The 15,124-nt window shown below is 38.0% G+C and carries 18 protein-coding genes; 12 read left to right on the forward strand and 6 right to left on the reverse strand.

Translation table 11 applies throughout. The annotated features are described in order from the left end of the window. Positions 1-20: 20 nt before the first annotated feature. Positions 21-1,007: an L-lactate dehydrogenase gene (locus D8793_RS07720; protein ID WP_005591942.1), complete on the reverse strand. Its 987-nt coding sequence runs from the start codon at positions 1,005-1,007 to the stop codon at positions 21-23. A 206-nt stretch (positions 1,008-1,213) separates the two neighbouring features. Between D8793_RS07720 and gyrA the strand changes: the two genes are divergently transcribed. The 12 genes from gyrA (at position 1,214) to radC (ending at position 11,139) form a co-directional block, all read left to right on the forward strand. Continuing rightward, positions 1,214-3,664 (forward strand): DNA gyrase subunit A, encoded by a 2,451-nt coding sequence (gene gyrA, locus D8793_RS07725; RefSeq protein WP_221760778.1) that lies wholly within the window; start codon positions 1,214-1,216, stop codon positions 3,662-3,664. A gap of 13 nt (positions 3,665-3,677) precedes the next feature. Next, on the forward strand, positions 3,678-4,418 hold the full coding sequence (locus D8793_RS07730) for a class A sortase (RefSeq protein ID WP_125372231.1): 741 nt from the start codon (positions 3,678-3,680) through the stop codon (positions 4,416-4,418). Positions 4,419-5,169: 751 nt separating this feature from the next. Beyond that, complete coding sequence (locus D8793_RS07740) at positions 5,170-5,586, forward strand: ubiquitin carboxyl-hydrolase (RefSeq protein WP_125383846.1); 417 nt, start codon at positions 5,170-5,172, stop codon at positions 5,584-5,586. 85 nt (positions 5,587-5,671) lie between these two features. Next, entirely contained in the window at positions 5,672-6,088 is a 417-nt protein-coding gene (locus D8793_RS07745; protein WP_125383847.1) for a ubiquitin carboxyl-hydrolase, read from the forward strand. A 286-nt stretch (positions 6,089-6,374) separates the two neighbouring features. Further along, positions 6,375-6,800 carry a ubiquitin carboxyl-hydrolase gene (locus tag D8793_RS07750; protein WP_125371919.1) on the forward strand — a complete coding sequence of 142 codons (426 nt, stop codon included), beginning with the start codon at positions 6,375-6,377 and terminating at the stop codon, positions 6,798-6,800. 237 nt (positions 6,801-7,037) lie between these two features. Next, complete coding sequence (locus D8793_RS07755; protein ID WP_125371921.1) at positions 7,038-7,454, forward strand: ubiquitin carboxyl-hydrolase; 417 nt, start codon at positions 7,038-7,040, stop codon at positions 7,452-7,454. Between the two features lie 315 nt (positions 7,455-7,769). Next, positions 7,770-8,198, forward strand: a complete 429-nt coding sequence (locus D8793_RS07760) for a ubiquitin carboxyl-hydrolase (protein WP_125371923.1) — start codon at positions 7,770-7,772, stop codon at positions 8,196-8,198. Then, positions 8,195-9,442 (forward strand): lipase, encoded by a 1,248-nt coding sequence (locus D8793_RS07765; RefSeq protein WP_260471107.1) that lies wholly within the window; start codon positions 8,195-8,197, stop codon positions 9,440-9,442. Before D8793_RS07760 ends, D8793_RS07765 begins: the two co-directional genes overlap by 4 nt. Beyond that, positions 9,427-9,594: a hypothetical protein gene (locus D8793_RS12205; protein ID WP_260471108.1), complete on the forward strand. Its 168-nt coding sequence runs from the start codon at positions 9,427-9,429 to the stop codon at positions 9,592-9,594. Before D8793_RS07765 ends, D8793_RS12205 begins: the two co-directional genes overlap by 16 nt. Further along, positions 9,576-9,989: a hypothetical protein gene (locus D8793_RS07770; RefSeq protein ID WP_125371924.1), complete on the forward strand. Its 414-nt coding sequence runs from the start codon at positions 9,576-9,578 to the stop codon at positions 9,987-9,989. The genes D8793_RS12205 and D8793_RS07770 overlap by 19 nt, the downstream gene beginning before the upstream one ends. Positions 9,990-10,006: 17 nt before the next feature. Then, positions 10,007-10,321 carry a hypothetical protein gene (locus D8793_RS07775; protein WP_015605011.1) on the forward strand — a complete coding sequence of 105 codons (315 nt, stop codon included), beginning with the start codon at positions 10,007-10,009 and terminating at the stop codon, positions 10,319-10,321. Positions 10,322-10,455: 134 nt separating this feature from the next. Continuing rightward, complete coding sequence (radC, locus tag D8793_RS07780) at positions 10,456-11,139, forward strand: RadC family protein (RefSeq protein ID WP_045497468.1); 684 nt, start codon at positions 10,456-10,458, stop codon at positions 11,137-11,139. On the opposite strand, the gene D8793_RS07785 is transcribed toward radC, so the two are convergent. The 5 genes from D8793_RS07785 to D8793_RS07805 form a co-directional block, all read right to left on the reverse strand. After that, positions 11,136-11,828 (reverse strand): gamma-glutamyl-gamma-aminobutyrate hydrolase family protein, encoded by a 693-nt coding sequence (locus D8793_RS07785; protein WP_125371926.1) that lies wholly within the window; start codon positions 11,826-11,828, stop codon positions 11,136-11,138. The two genes, radC and D8793_RS07785, sit on opposite strands and share 4 nt — an antisense overlap. 24 nt (positions 11,829-11,852) lie before the next feature. After that, on the reverse strand, positions 11,853-12,500 hold the full coding sequence (locus tag D8793_RS07790) for a redox-sensing transcriptional repressor Rex (RefSeq protein WP_005590387.1): 648 nt from the start codon (positions 12,498-12,500) through the stop codon (positions 11,853-11,855). A 133-nt stretch (positions 12,501-12,633) separates the two neighbouring features. Next, positions 12,634-12,981 carry a DUF1831 domain-containing protein gene (locus D8793_RS07795; protein WP_125371928.1) on the reverse strand — a complete coding sequence of 116 codons (348 nt, stop codon included), beginning with the start codon at positions 12,979-12,981 and terminating at the stop codon, positions 12,634-12,636. Position 12,982: 1 nt separating this feature from the next. After that, on the reverse strand, positions 12,983-14,095 hold the full coding sequence (locus D8793_RS07800) for a cysteine desulfurase family protein (RefSeq protein WP_125371930.1): 1,113 nt from the start codon (positions 14,093-14,095) through the stop codon (positions 12,983-12,985). Positions 14,096-14,106: 11 nt separating this feature from the next. Continuing rightward, positions 14,107-15,063: a ribose-phosphate diphosphokinase gene (locus D8793_RS07805; protein WP_081105361.1), complete on the reverse strand. Its 957-nt coding sequence runs from the start codon at positions 15,061-15,063 to the stop codon at positions 14,107-14,109. Positions 15,064-15,124: the final 61 nt, after the last annotated feature.

The raw sequence follows: 15,124 nt of genomic DNA on the forward strand, positions 1-15,124 counted from the left end.
TCAGGAGATGTTTTTTCTGATTAGTTTTTAGATGCTTCTTGGAATTCTGGATTTTTCCAAGCTTCGTCAATAATTGCTTGCAATTCTTTAGCAGATGCTTGCATTTTTTGAGTTTCTGCATCGTTCAATGGGATATTTACTGGACGAACGATACCGTGTGCACCAACAACTGCTGGTTGACCGATGAAGACATCTTTCACACCGTATTGGCCTTCTTGGAAGACTGAAAGTGGAAGTACAGCATTTTCATCGTCAAGGATAGCTTTTGTGATACGAGCAAGGGCTACAGCGATACCGTAGTATGTAGCACCTTTCTTGTTAATGATTGTGTAAGCAGCATCACGAACACCTTCGAACAATTCGATCAATTCAGACTCTTGAACATTTTGAGTATCTTTAAGGAATTCTTCAAGGTTTACACCTGCGATGTTTGCATGTGACCAAACAGCAAATTCTGAATCGCCGTGCTCACCCATGATGTAGGCGTGAACTGAACGAGCGTCAACATCCAATTTTTCAGCAAGTGCTTGACGGAAACGGGCTGAGTCAAGTGAAGTACCTGAACCGATAACGCGTTCTTTAGGGAAGCCTGAGAATTTCCAAGTTGAATAAGTCAAAACGTCAACTGGGTTAGCAGCAACAAGGAAGATACCATCGAAACCTGATTCAACAACTTGTGTTACGATTGATTTGTTGATGGCAAGGTTTTTACCAACGAGGTCAAGACGAGTTTCACCTGGTTTTTGAGGCGCACCCGCAGTGATAACAACAAGGTCAGCGTCTGCACAGTCAGAGTATTGAGCTGCGTAGATCTTTTTAGGTGAAGTGAAGGCAAGGGCGTGGCTAAGGTCAAGCGCATCACCTACAGCTTTTTCGTGTAATTGTGGAATTTCGATAATTCCAAGCTCTTGTGCAATTCCTTGGTTAACAAGCGCGAAAGCGTAAGATGAACCTACGGCACCGTCACCAACAAGGATGACTTTTTTATGTTGTTTAGTAGCAGTCATTTCTAAACATCTCCTTATTATTTTTGGGGTTTTCCCCATACAATTACATTCTACCACTTTTGATACAGTTTGTCACGGCTCACCGTGGGATTTTGACCCCTAAATGGCTATGTAAACGTTTTTATATTCGGTTTTAAATACTGAATATATAGCAAAAATGTGGTATAATGAGATAGTGATTTAATATTGAAATGAGGCATTTTTTAATGCAAGATAGAAACTTAGTAGATGTCAATTTGACCAGCGAAATGAAGACCAGTTTCATCGATTATGCAATGAGTGTTATCGTGGCTAGGGCTCTTCCAGATGTTCGCGATGGTCTTAAGCCGGTTCATCGCCGGATTCTTTATGGCATGAATGAGCTAGGCGTTACGCCTGATAAGCCTCACAAGAAATCAGCTCGTATCACAGGGGATGTCATGGGTAAATATCACCCGCATGGTGACTCCTCTATTTATGAAGCAATGGTGCGGATGGCACAATGGTGGAGCTATCGTTACATGCTGGTAGACGGCCATGGAAACTTCGGTTCGATGGACGGAGACGGGGCCGCTGCCCAGCGTTATACAGAAGCACGTATGAGCAAGATTGCTCTGGAGATGCTTCGTGATATTAATAAAAACACTGTTGACTATATTGACAACTATGATGCCAGCGAGAGAGAACCGGTAGTTCTTCCTGCTCGCTTCCCTAACTTACTCGTAAATGGAGCGACAGGGATTGCTGTTGGGATGGCGACTAATATTCCGCCACATAATCTTGGTGAGTCTATTGATGCGGTTAAGCTGGTCATGGACAATCCGGAAGCAACGACTCGGGATATTATGGAAGTCCTGCCTGGTCCAGATTTTCCTACAGGTGCACTGGTTATGGGTAAGTCTGGTATTCACCGGGCTTATGAAACGGGGAAGGGTTCGATTGTTCTTCGTTCTCGCACTGAAATCGAAGAGATGAAAAATGGCCGTGAGCGAATTGTCGTAACCGAGTTTCCTTATATGGTGAATAAGACTAAGGTCCATGAGCATATTGTTCGTTTGGTGCAGGAAAAACGCATTGACGGTATCACAGCTGTTCGTGATGAGTCCAACCGTGAAGGGGTCCGTTTTGTCATTGAGGTTCGTCGTGATGCTTCTGCTCATGTCATTCTAAATAACCTTTTCAAGTTGACTCAGATGCAGACCAATTTCAGCTTCAATATGCTGGCCATTCAAAATGGTGTGCCGAAGATTCTGTCTCTGCGTGAGATTTTGTTGGCCTACATTGAACACCAAAAAGAAGTGGTGACTCGACGGACGGCTTTTGATAAAGAAAAGGCGGAAGCGCGAGCTCACATCTTGGCTGGTTTGCTGATTGCGCTGGATCACATTGATGAAGTGATTCGCATTATCCGTAATAGCGAAACGGACGCAGAAGCCCAGGCTGAATTGATGGCTAAGTTTGAACTTTCTGAGCGCCAGAGTCAGGCTATCCTTGACATGCGTCTGCGTCGTCTGACTGGTTTGGAACGTGATAAGATTCAGTCAGAATACGACGAACTGATTGATTTGATTGCGGACTTGGCTGATATCTTAGCCAAGCCAGAGCGAGTTGTCGCTATTATCAAGGAAGAGTTAGACGAGGTCAAACGTAAATTTGCTGATGTCCGCAGAACTGAGCTGATGGTGGGAGAAGTTCTTTCTCTTGAAGATGAAGATTTGATTGAGGAAGCGGATGTTTTAATTACCCTATCTAATAAGGGCTATATCAAACGTCTGAATCAGGCAGAATTCACTGCTCAGAAACGTGGTGGCCGCGGTGTTCAAGGAACGGGTGTTAAAGATGATGACTTCGTCAAAGAGCTGGTTTCAACGAGTACCCACGATAGATTGCTCTTCTTTACCAATAAAGGCCGAGTTTATCGGCTCAAAGGATATGAAATCCCTGAGTACGGCCGTACAGCTAAGGGCTTGCCAGTGGTCAATCTCTTGAAACTGGATGAAGGAGAGACTATTCAGACCATTATTAATGTCCAGCAAGACAGTAGCGATCATTCCTACCTCTTCTTTACGACCCGTCTAGGTGTGGTTAAACGAACCAGCGTAACAGAGTTTGCTAATATCCGTCAGAACGGTCTTAAGGCTTTGAATTTGAAGGATGAAGACGAGTTAATCAATGTTTTTCTGACGGACGGTGCTGCAGACGTTATCATTGGTACTAAGTTTGGTTATTCTGTCCGCTTCAATGAGACAGCTGTTCGGAGCATGAGCCGTAGTGCGACTGGTGTTCGTGGGGTCAATCTGCGGGACGGCGACCAGGTCGTTGGAGCAGGTGTGATTACTGAGGGCGATGAAGTGCTTGTTATCACTGAAAAAGGCTATGGTAAGCGAACTCTTGCCAGTGAATATCCAACCAAGGGACGTGGTGGTAAAGGGATTAAAACAGCCAATATCACTGATAAGAACGGCCCTCTCGCTGGTCTGATGACCGTCACTGGCGAAGAAGATTTGATGATTATCACCAATACAGGTGTCATTATCCGAACAAGCGTGGCCAATATTTCTCAGACAGGTCGTTCAACTATGGGAGTGAAGGTTATGCGTCTGGATCAAAATGCACAGATTGTTACCTTTACAACGGTTGCGCCTGACGCAAAAGACGATGAGGAAGAAGTAGAATAAGAGGAGAATGAATATGAAAAAATCTAAGAAGAAATTCAAGCTCAGAAATTTCATCATTAACTGTGCGGTTTTCCTTTTATTTCTGGTTGCCTTAGCGCTGATTTTCAATTCTTCTATCCGAAATATGATCATGGTTTGGCACACAAATCAATACCAGGTTAGCAAGGTTTCCAAGGAAGAAATCAAGCAAAATAAGGCAGTCGAGTCGAGTTTTGAGTTTAGCGAAGTTCAATCTCTTTCGACAGAAGCGGTGATCAATGCTCAGTGGCAGGCTCAAAAACTACCAGTTATCGGTGGCATTTCGATTCCTGAAGTGTCGATGAATCTGCCAATTTTCAAAGGTTTGGATAACGTTGGACTATACTATGGCGCTGGCACTATGAAAGAAAATCAACAAATGGGACAAGGAAATTATGCCTTGGCCAGCCACCATGTCTTTGGAATTACTGGAGCTAGTGATATGCTCTTTTCGCCTCTAGATCGTGCCAAAATAGGGATGAAAATCTATATCACGGATAAGGATAAGATCTATACCTATACGATTTCTAGTATAGAAAGTGTTGCACCAGAGCGCGTGGATGTCATCAATGACACAGATGGAGTTGCTGAAATCACTTTAGTCACATGTGAGGATGCAGCAGCAACCAGTCGAACCATTGTTAAAGGAACGCTTGAAAGTACGATTGATTATGACAAAGCACCAAAAGATATTTTAGATGCTTTTAGTCGATCTTATAATCAAATGCAGCTATAATAAGAAATATTGTAAAACGAAGTAACTTTTGTTACTTCGTTTTTTGATTGATGAAACTAAAATGATATACGAACAGATACTAGAACGCTTTCAAAGAATATGCCTTCTTTATTAGATTGTGCTATACTTATGTTAGTATGGTACTCTTTTAGTCAAGAAAGGAAATTATCATGAAAATATATAAATCATTTTTAATATTTTTTATAGCATTTATATGTTTAGGAAGTATCACTGCCTGTAGCCAGTCCAAAACAGCAGAAAAGAAGTTTGATTTCATAATGACAGCAGAAGATAAAAAGAGACTTCATAAAGAAGAAGAGCAAATTGCTTTGTATTTGGTGAATCATTATGAAGATGTGAAAAAAATAGAATTTGTAAATTTTTATAAAGGTGGTTTTGGGACGGGGGATTCTATATCTGTTAAGATAAATTCAAATAATTATATAAAACCAATTACTTTAGGAGATCCAAGTGGCGAGTATATTATTAGCTATAATCCTGAGAACTTTCATCTGANTGAAAAGAATCCGCCAACTCAATTAGATAATCTAAAAAATATTGAGATTAAATATTATGAGGAGATAGAAAGGTGATCTCCATTTCAGATAAAAATCATAATAAATTAGCAAAAGAGGCTTACAACTTGAACCAAAGAACGAACAAATTTGCTTGATATATGATTGTTTTTATTAAAATATGCTATAGGTAGCATAGTTGAAGATTTTGAGATTTATAAAGAAAAGGAGTATTTATGAAAATATCTAAGTTACTTTTGATAGTATTTATTGGGTTTCTAGGGATAGGAACACTCAGTGCCTGTAGTCAGCAGAAAAAAACAGGACGGAAAGAGAAAGTTACTATGACAAAAGAAGAAAAAAAGGAACTTCGTAAAGAGGAAGAGAAAATAGCTTTCTATTTGGTGAATCATTACGAGGATGTGAAAAAGATTAAGTTTGATAAATTTCACAGGGGAGGATTTGGGATAGCAGATTCAATAAGTGTTATTGTCAATGATGATAGTTATATAAAACCAATTATATTTAACGATGATAGTGAAAGATATTCTGTTGATTATGATCCGAGTGATTTTCATTTAATAAAAAAGAAAAATTCTACGGAATTAACCAGTCTTGATGGGATTGAAGTGATATATTATGAGGAAAAGTAAATTGATTATAGAAAGATAATATAATTGAGTTATGAAATCGTCAATTTCAAGTTATTGATGACGCTGCATAAAGGAAGGAGTATTTATGAAAATATCTAAGTTACTTTTGATAGTATTTATTGGGTTTCTAGGGATAGGAACACTCAGTGCCTGTAGTCAGCAGAAAAAAACAGGACAGAAAGAGAAAGTTACATTGACAGAAGAAGAGAAAAAAGAAGTTCAAAAACAAGAAAAAAATCTAGCTTTGTTTTTAGTGAATAACTATGAAGGGATTAATAAAATTGAGTTCACAGATGTCTCTAGAAAAGAATTTGCCCAGTCTAGAAGTGTTTTTCTAAAAGTGAATGATAATATTAGTATTAGTTCGTTTTTAGATGACAATTATGATAATGGTTATAGTTTAGTCTATAAAAAAGGTGAGAAGACTTTAATGAAAAAGGAAAAACCGACTGATTTTGAGACACTTGAAGGAATTGAAGTAATATATAATTTAGGTACATAATATGTCGAAAATTACTGAAAAAGATTATAAAGAATTAGCACGTAATGTGTATAAATTTTATCTAGAAGAATATAAAAGTGAACAGTAGATACAAATTGGAGATCCAACTGATATAAACGATCGAAATCCCAAGTTATTCTATGATAGTATGTAAGATTTGGTTCGATCTATCTTGAAAAGTTTTGCATATTATATAAATGCTCGCTTTATTTATGATTTTTTGGCTACATTATAGCCAGATTAGTATGGTTAAGAATTTTGAACTCTATAAAGGAAAGGAATATTTATGAAAATATCTAAGTTACTTTTGATAGTATTTATTGGATTTCTAGGGTTGGGAATACTCAGTGCCTGTAGTCAACATAAAAACGGTCAGAAGGAGGAAGTAACATTGACAGCAGAAGAGAAAAAAATAATCAGAAAACAAGAAGAGGCTCTTGCTTTATTTTTGGTCAATAATTTTGAGGATATTAAAAAAATAGAATTTATAAGTATAGTAAAGGGTGGTTTTGGAACTTCTGATGTGGCATATATGAAAATTAACGATAAACTTCTTGTGGATTCTAGTCTGCAGGACACATATGATATTCATCATTATTCTTTAGGTTATCATCAAAGTTCAAAATTTTTAGTAAGAAAAGAAGTTCCTTCTTCATTTTCGAATATAGATGAGCTGAAAGAGAGAGTGATTTATTATGAGGGAAGAAAATGAATAGTGTAACTGATGAAGTTTACAAATAAATAGCAAAAAAGTTTTACAAATTAGCTCCTAAAAACAATGAAGATTCGCAAAGAAATTAGGTCAAATTTTTTATGTCAACAGTTGAATACCGAGTCATTAATGCTTCTGTAGATGTAAACGCCTGCTTGTTCTATAATCATTTTGCTATAATATACCTATGTTAGTATAGTTGAAGATTGTATGTTCTATAAAATAAGGAAATATTATATGAAAATACTTAAGTTACTTTTGATAGTATTTATTGGATTTTTGGGGTTGGGAACTCTCAGTGCCTGTAGTCAACAGAAAAAAAACGGACAGAAGGAGATGGTTACATTGACGACAGAGGAAAAAAAGAAACTTCGTAAAGAAGAAGAGAAAATCGCTTTGTACCTGGTAAATCATTATCAAGATGTGAAAAAAATAGAATTTGTAAATTTTCATAAAGGTGGTTTTGGGACGGGTGATACAATCACTATAAAGGTCAATGATAGTAGTTATATTTTACCAACAGAGTTAGAAAGTAAAGATGGATATTATTCAATAGGATATGATCCAAAAGACTTTCATTTGATAGAGAAGAAACCTCCAACACAGTTAACTAGTTTAGACGGAGTAGATGTTAGTTATTACGAAGATTATTAAATTGCGCGTTGACTGATAAAGATTACAACATAATATCTAAAAAAGTCTATAATTTGGATCCGAAAGAATATAAAGCAGAAGAACAATTTAGTGTGGGAAAGGAATCTGACGTTAACGGTCGAAATTCCGAGTCATTGATGCTATTGGTTACTCTATTGAGTTAAACTATAATAGTATGTAAAATTTAGTNTCATCCATAATAAAAGTGATAAAAAATGTAAACGCTTGCTTGGTTTATATTCTTTTTGATATAATATATTATAATCGTGTTAGGATAGTTGATGATCTTGTGTTTTATAAAGGAAAGGAGTATTTATGAAAATATCTAAGTTGCTTTTGATAGTATTTATTGGATTTCTAGGTTTGGGAACACTCGGTGCCTGTAGCCAGCAGAAAAAAACAGAACAGAAGGAGGAAGTAACATTGACAGCAGAAGAGAAAAAGATAATTAGAAAACAAGAAGAGGCTCTTGCTTTATTTTTGGTCAATAATTTTGAAGATGTTTATAAAATAGAGTTTGAAAGTATTTCAAAAGGCGGATTTGGTAGACCTAGATTCATTTATTTCTCGGTAAACGATAAAATAGAAGTTTCAACAGACTTAAAAGATAGTTACGATATACAGAATTATGGCTTGATCTATCATAATAGCTCAGAGGAACTGAAACGTAAGGAAGTTCCAACTAGTTATACAAAATTATCGGAAACCCAAATAAATGTTATACATTATGGAGAGAAGAAATGAACATAACGGATGCGGATTATAATAAAATTGCAACATATGTTTACGATATTGACCCAGTAGATAATCCGGATAAGCAATTATCAGTTGGAGAAACGATTAACGTTAATGGTCGAAAATTCCGAGTCATTGATGCTATTGGGAACTCTGCTGAACCAACGGATAATAGTATGCAAGCTATGGCTGTTGCTCCTGTTGATGATCAAGGGAACGTAGACTACAGTCAGGTAGTGGTTTCTTATGTTGGCACCAATTTTGGAGACAAAAAAGATGTTCTCAATGACCTTGAAAATCTAGGTATGGGTTTTACGGATAAAATGATAACAGGTCTCCCCTCGATTTCAGGGATGGGCAAAGGCATTCTAGAAGGACATTTTAACGATAGTGTTAAAAAGGAAGTTGTCGAAAACATTGTAGATGTTCAGTCAAAAACAGCATTAGAGTTTGCCCAGCGAGTAGAGAAAAAGGTTCGTAAAGAAAATCCCAATGCCATTATAACAACGAATGGTCATTCTTTGGGAGAGTCTATGGCACTTTATACTGCCTTAAAAATGGGATGGAATAATGTTGGCTTTAATGGTCCAGATATTCATAATATTGTTTCGGAAGAAGAAATAGCCTATATGCAGGCGCATCCAGAGCAATTTCGTAATTTTAGAAATCCAAATGATATGTTTTTGGGGAACATTTTGGGGAATAAAACAGGCGTTGCCATTTATGTCAATATGACAGATGCTAGTTTTGTTGATGAATCTTTACGAATTTTACAAGATGATAAACTTTCTTGGAAAGAAAAGGCAGATAAGATCTATAGTCTAGGGGATAAATATCATAGTTATAATACTTGGAGATTTAATAATAAAGGTCAACTCATTGATGAAAATGGCAATGTTGTGACCAATACTGCAAAAGGAAATGCGAATGCCCTCATCCTAGAAACAAAAACGAGAATGTTGCGGTATTATGGCATGAAAAGCTTACTTACAGAAAGCGGAGGTGGCTTAAGTAGCAACGAACGAATTTTTCTAGACAGTGAGCAGGCTACCATTGGTGCAAATGCTCTTGTTAATGCTGCTCAGCAAGTTTTGGATCAGATTAAGATTGAGAAACAAAGAGGAGTAGAAGAAGTTGAGTCTTTATTTGAAACGACCAAGTCTCCGTTTATGGTCAGTAGTCTCAGTCCTGATGAGATTAGATCGGCTTTTGCAGCTGGTGGTGTCACACATGTAGTGTGGTCGGAAATGTAGAAATCTCTCTACAAAATAAGCTCAACAAAGCGAGTCAAATATTAGATGAAATGACTAAATTGAAAGATAAAATTGCAGCTGGTATAAACAAAAAACTCGAAGAAGACATAGCTTTAGCAGGGGAATTCAATCAATGGAGAAATTTGAAGTAGCACAACGTGAAGTCGAAAAGAAAACTAAAGAATTAGAAGAATTGGAAGAGCGGCATCGAGAAAAGTTGCAAGAATTTGAGGAAAGAAATGATTATTTTCAAACTGCGCGTCGTGCCATACAAAATATTCTTGATGAAAAGTACGAAGAAACGTTACATTATTTGAAATCTACTGATGCGGATCAGGATTTTTATAGGATTCTTAATAGAGAGATGGAATCTTACCAAATGTTATCGGAAGATGCCTTGACGGAGGCGCAAAAAATATTGGAATTAGAATCTTTAAAAGAGAGTGATAATTTCCGACGAGAAAGACGATATCTAGATGATAAGTTAGAGGAGGCTTATCTGCGTAGGAGAATAGCCGCAGATGACAATAATAAAACTAGAGAGTAAAAGGAAGTGATGCTAAAATGGCAACAACATTGACTGAGGATATTACAGGTGTATTTACTGTAGGAAATTTCGATGATTTAGGAACTCGTCTGCTTGCTATTCAAAAACAGATTGAAAAATCTTTGATAACAAATGTTTATGCTCCACATATTCTTAGTAAAAGTGATGGTATTAAGACCAAATCTAAGGAAGCGATTAGTAAAGTTGCAAAGGAAGGAAAGTTGGCTATCAAGGGGATTAATGATACTTTAGATAGTGCCATCAAGGGACAATGGTCTACATCCGTTAGAGAGGCTGTTACAACAGCAAGCAACAAATATGATAAGATTTAGCAATTAATAATAAATAGCCTAAATAAATGAACTCGCCTAATCGATAGATTTTGTGTCTAACCTTTTGGTATGTAGTTCATTTATTTAGGTTCTTTTTTTTACTTAATAGCGAATTAATAAGTAAGGAGGTTGATATGTATCGTATTTCATTGCAGGATGACATAAGTATGATGCCGCGTGAACGGCTGATAAGAGAAGGAGCGGATAAACTTAGTAATCAGGAATTGTTATCTATATTTTTGCGAACAGGCAGCAAAAAAGAAACTGTCTTTCAAGTTTCTCAAAGGATTTTATCATCGATTTCTAGTTTGAATGATTTGAAATATCTGACTTTGCAAGAATTGCAGACAATTTCAGGAATTGGCCCTGTGAAGGCTGTTGAGTTGCAAGCCATTATTGAGCTTGGCTGCCGTATCAATAAGGCTGAAGTTCTGGAGAGGGAGCAAATCCTTGGAAGTCAAAAACTGGCTCGTAAAATGCAGGTAGAATTGGGAGATAAAAAGCAGGAATGTTTAGTCGCTATTTATCTAAATAGTCAAAATCAGATCATCCATCAGCAGACAATCTTTGTAGGAACGGTAACTAGAAGTATTGCTGAGCCGCGCGAGATTTTGCATTATGCGCTCAAACACTTGGCGACATCTATTATACTTGTGCACAATCATCCTTCTGGAGTGACTTTACCAAGTAAGAATGACGACGAAGTTACCAAACACATGAAAGAAGCTTGTGAGCTAATGGGGTTGGTTCTTTTAGATCATTTAATTGTTTCAAAAAATGATTATTATAGTTATCGTGAAAAAACGGATTTGATCTAAAGTTTGTGAACCACATAATCAAACAAGGCTAAATCCCCCGTTCTTGTGGGAAATAGAAATTCTGGATGCCACTGTACACCAAGAAATGGACTTCCATCAGTTGAGGTAACAGCCTCAATGACCTTATCCCGAGGATCGTAGGCTATGACTTCTAGATTTTTCGCTAGATCCTTGATACTTTGATGATGGAATGAGTTGATTTGACAAGTAGGTCCGTATAATTCATGGAGGATGGAGCCATTTTTAGTGACCATAGTCTGTGTGGTGTATTGAGCAGTGCTATCTTGCCAGTGATTCTCGATGTCTTGGTGAAGTGTGCCACCCATAGCAACATTGTAAAGCTGAGTACCACGACAGACGCCAAAAATAGGCTTGTTTTGCTTCCGTGCTTCTCGGATGAGAGCTAGTTCAAATAGATCCCTTTGAAGCAGATAATCATCACTTTCGATAGTCTGTTCTTCTCCGTAGAAATGAGGCTTGACATTTTGTCCACCGGTAAGGATCAGTTTATCGATCATAGTGATATAGGTGTGAGCTAAGGCTTCATCACCAATTGGCAAGATAATTGGGATTCCTCCAACTTTATTGACTCCCTCGATAAAGCCAGTTGAAGTATAACTAATATGAATAAATTGATCGTTAGGAATATCCCTTTGGTTTCCTGTTATACCGATAATCGGTTTTTTCATAAAGTGTCTGTTTCCTTTCTTACCTTACTCATCATCTTTTCTCATGAAGTAGAGTAAGGTTTGGAGTTCGCTGGTTAGGTCCACATATTGTACAACCACATCTTTGGGGACAGATAGGTGCACTGGGGAGAAGCAAAGAATTCCCTTGATACCAGCATCAACCAAGACGGATGCGACTTCTTGTGCCTTAACGCTCGGAACTGTCAGAATGGCAGTCTTTACGTTTCCTTCTTGGACCTTTTCTTTTATTTGAGAAATTCCATAAATAGGAATTCCATCATTTGTGGTGGTCCCGACGTCAGAATAATCATCTGTATCAAAGGCCATTACAATCTTCATTTTATTCCGTTCATGAAAGCGGTAGTGTAAAAGAGCACGGCCCATATTTCCGACACCAACAATCATGACATTTGTAATCGAGTTGTCGTTGAGAAGATTGGCAAAGAAATTCATTAGTTTCTTGACATCGTAGCCAAAACCTCTACGACCTAACTCACCGAAGTAAGAAAAGTCACGCCGAACAGTCGCAGAGTCGATTCCAATCGCCTCTGCGATTTGTTTTGAATTGGCCTTTTCAATATTTTCTGCATTAAATCGTTTGAAAATCCGGTAGTAGAGGGAGAGCCGTTTAGCAGTAGCACGTGGAATAGAATTGCTTTTTTCAGTTTTCACAAAATCACGACCTTTCTATCTTCTATTCTATAGAAAGCTTGTGAAAAAATCAACTAATTTGATGAACAAAATATTATTATACTAATAAAGATAGATAAAATAATAGAAATAAGCAAAATTCTTAGAATTTCGCTTATTGGGGTGTTTTTTCAAAAATATCTCTTTCAACTAAACTATCCATCAAGAAATAGAATTTTTGCTGAATAATATGGTGTTTTTCTGATTTGAAGATATTAACTAATCTTAGACCAGACTTGTCCGTAATATTGATTTTAACTCCGCTTAGATCTTTATTGATGATAATCTTAAGCAAGAATCCATCGCCACTATTGGGAACCGCTTCAAGTAAACGAGAAAGCTCGTAATTACCAACTTTTGTTTCAGCAAATGTATTGTCCCGTAAGGTAAATTTCTTAACATTTGGATGGAGTGAGTAGGTGAAGTCGCAGTTTGCTAAGCTAACAGATGTTTGAAAAGCCATCTTATCCTCCTAGTATTTCTTTTAGTTTTTGACTGAATAGTTTGATTTCTTGGATGCTAGTTTGATCTGATACACTGATGCGAATGGATTCTTTTAGGCGCTCAGAGTTAGAGCCATATAAGGCTTGAAGGACATGGCTGGGCTGAACAGCACCAGCTGTACAAGCAGAGCCAGTCGAGATTGAAAAGCCATTAAGGTCCATTTGAAGCAAGATAAGATCATTCTTTCGGTTTGGAAATCCGATATTGATAACATAAGGCAGGCTAGGCTGACTTTCGTTTAGGTAGTAGTCTATATCCGCTATGTTGTTCAGTAAAGTATCTTTTAACTGCTGGGCATGCTCAAGATTTTCCTCTAAGTGGGCAACATTTTCAGAAAGGGCAGTTGCCATCCCGACAATAGAAACGAGGTTTTCTGTACCCGCTCGATGCTTGTTTTCTTGATCACCGCCATGCATGAAATTATCAAAATCCATCTGGTCAGCATAGAGAAATCCCACCCCTTTTGGACCATGGAATTTATGAGCTGAGGCACTCAGGAAATTGATTCCCCATTCTTCAGGATAGATGGGGAGCTTGCCGACGGCTTGGACTGCATCAACGTGAAAGGCAGCAGGATGCTCCTTTAGTAATTCCCCAATTTCTTGAATCGGCAAAATATAGCCTGTTTCATTGTTGACAGCCATTACTGAGACAAGGATAGTATCTGGTCTGAGGGCATTCTTGATATCTTCAGTTCGGATTTGCCCATCTACTGGCTGAATAATAGTGACTTCAAAACCAAAGTGCTCCACCAAGTATTCAACGGGCTCTAAAACAGCATGGTGTTCAATGGCCGTAGTGATAATATGCTTGCCTTGATTCTGATGACGCAGGGCATAGCCCTTAATAGCAGTGTTATTGCTTTCAGTACCACCTGAGGTGAAGAGGATATTTTTGCTTTGTGTGTGTAGAACCTTGGCAATATCTTCGCGAGCCTGTCTGAGCAGCTTATTGGCTTCTCGACCGTGGCTGTGGGTACTGGATGGATTGCCGAAGATTGTCATTGCCTGAGTCATAGTCTCAATTGCAGCAGGTGACAAGGCAGTCGTAGCAGCATTATCTAAATAAATCACAAATTTATCCCTTATTTCTTTTGAAAAGCAAAAAGTGGGCTGACTGGTTTTCTCTCTTGAATACGCACGATAGCATCGCCAATCAACTCGCTAGCTGTAATATAGTGAACATTCTTCGGAGTCTTTTCTTTCGTATCAACAGAGTCAGTCACCAAGATTTCTCGGATAGGAACACTGTCTAGTAAGTCTGCAGCTTCATCTGCAAATAAACCATGACTTGAGACAGCATAGATTTCGACAGCACCTTCACGTTCAACGATTTTAGCAGCTTCTGAGAAGGTACGACCGGTATTCAAGATATCGTCAATCAAAATAGCTTTTTTACCTTCAACTTCACCGATGATATAGCCTTCAGAGCGTCCTGCTTCATCTTCACCATAGTCGATGATGGCGATTGGAGCGTCAAGATATTCTGCCAAGCTACGAGCGCGTTTCACGCCAGAATTTTTCGGGCTAACGACGACAACATCCTCGCCAGTTAATCCCATATTGCAATAATGTTCGGCAAACAATGGAATGGTGAAGAGATTGTCAACAGGAATATCAAAGAAGCCTTGTACTTGGACAGCGTGAAGGTCAAGTGAGATGACTCTATCTACGCCAGCTCCAACGAGCATGTTGGCCACGAGTTTTGCAGTGATTGGCTCGCGAGGAGCGGCCGTCCGATCTTGGCGGGCATAACCAAAATAGGGCATAACCACAGTTACGGTATTGGCACTTGCTCGTTTACAAGCATCAACCATAATCAATAACTCCATCAAGTGATTATTGACTGGGAAGCTGGTAGACTGGATGATATAGATATCATAGCCACGAACACTCTCCTCAATGTTAATCTGAATCTCGCCATCAGAGAATTGGCGGGAAGAAAGCTTGCCTAAAGGTACTCCGGCAGCTTCAGCAATCTTCTCAGCAATTGAGTGATTGGAATTGAGGGAGAAAAGCTTCATATTTTTTTTGTCTGACATTAGAATGACCATCCTCTTTTTGTCTCTTTAGATTTATAAATATTATTTTACCAAAAAAATG

Source organism: Streptococcus cristatus (assembly GCF_003943465.1).
In the GTDB taxonomy this organism is placed as follows: Bacteria; Bacillota; Bacilli; order Lactobacillales; family Streptococcaceae; genus Streptococcus; species Streptococcus cristatus_C.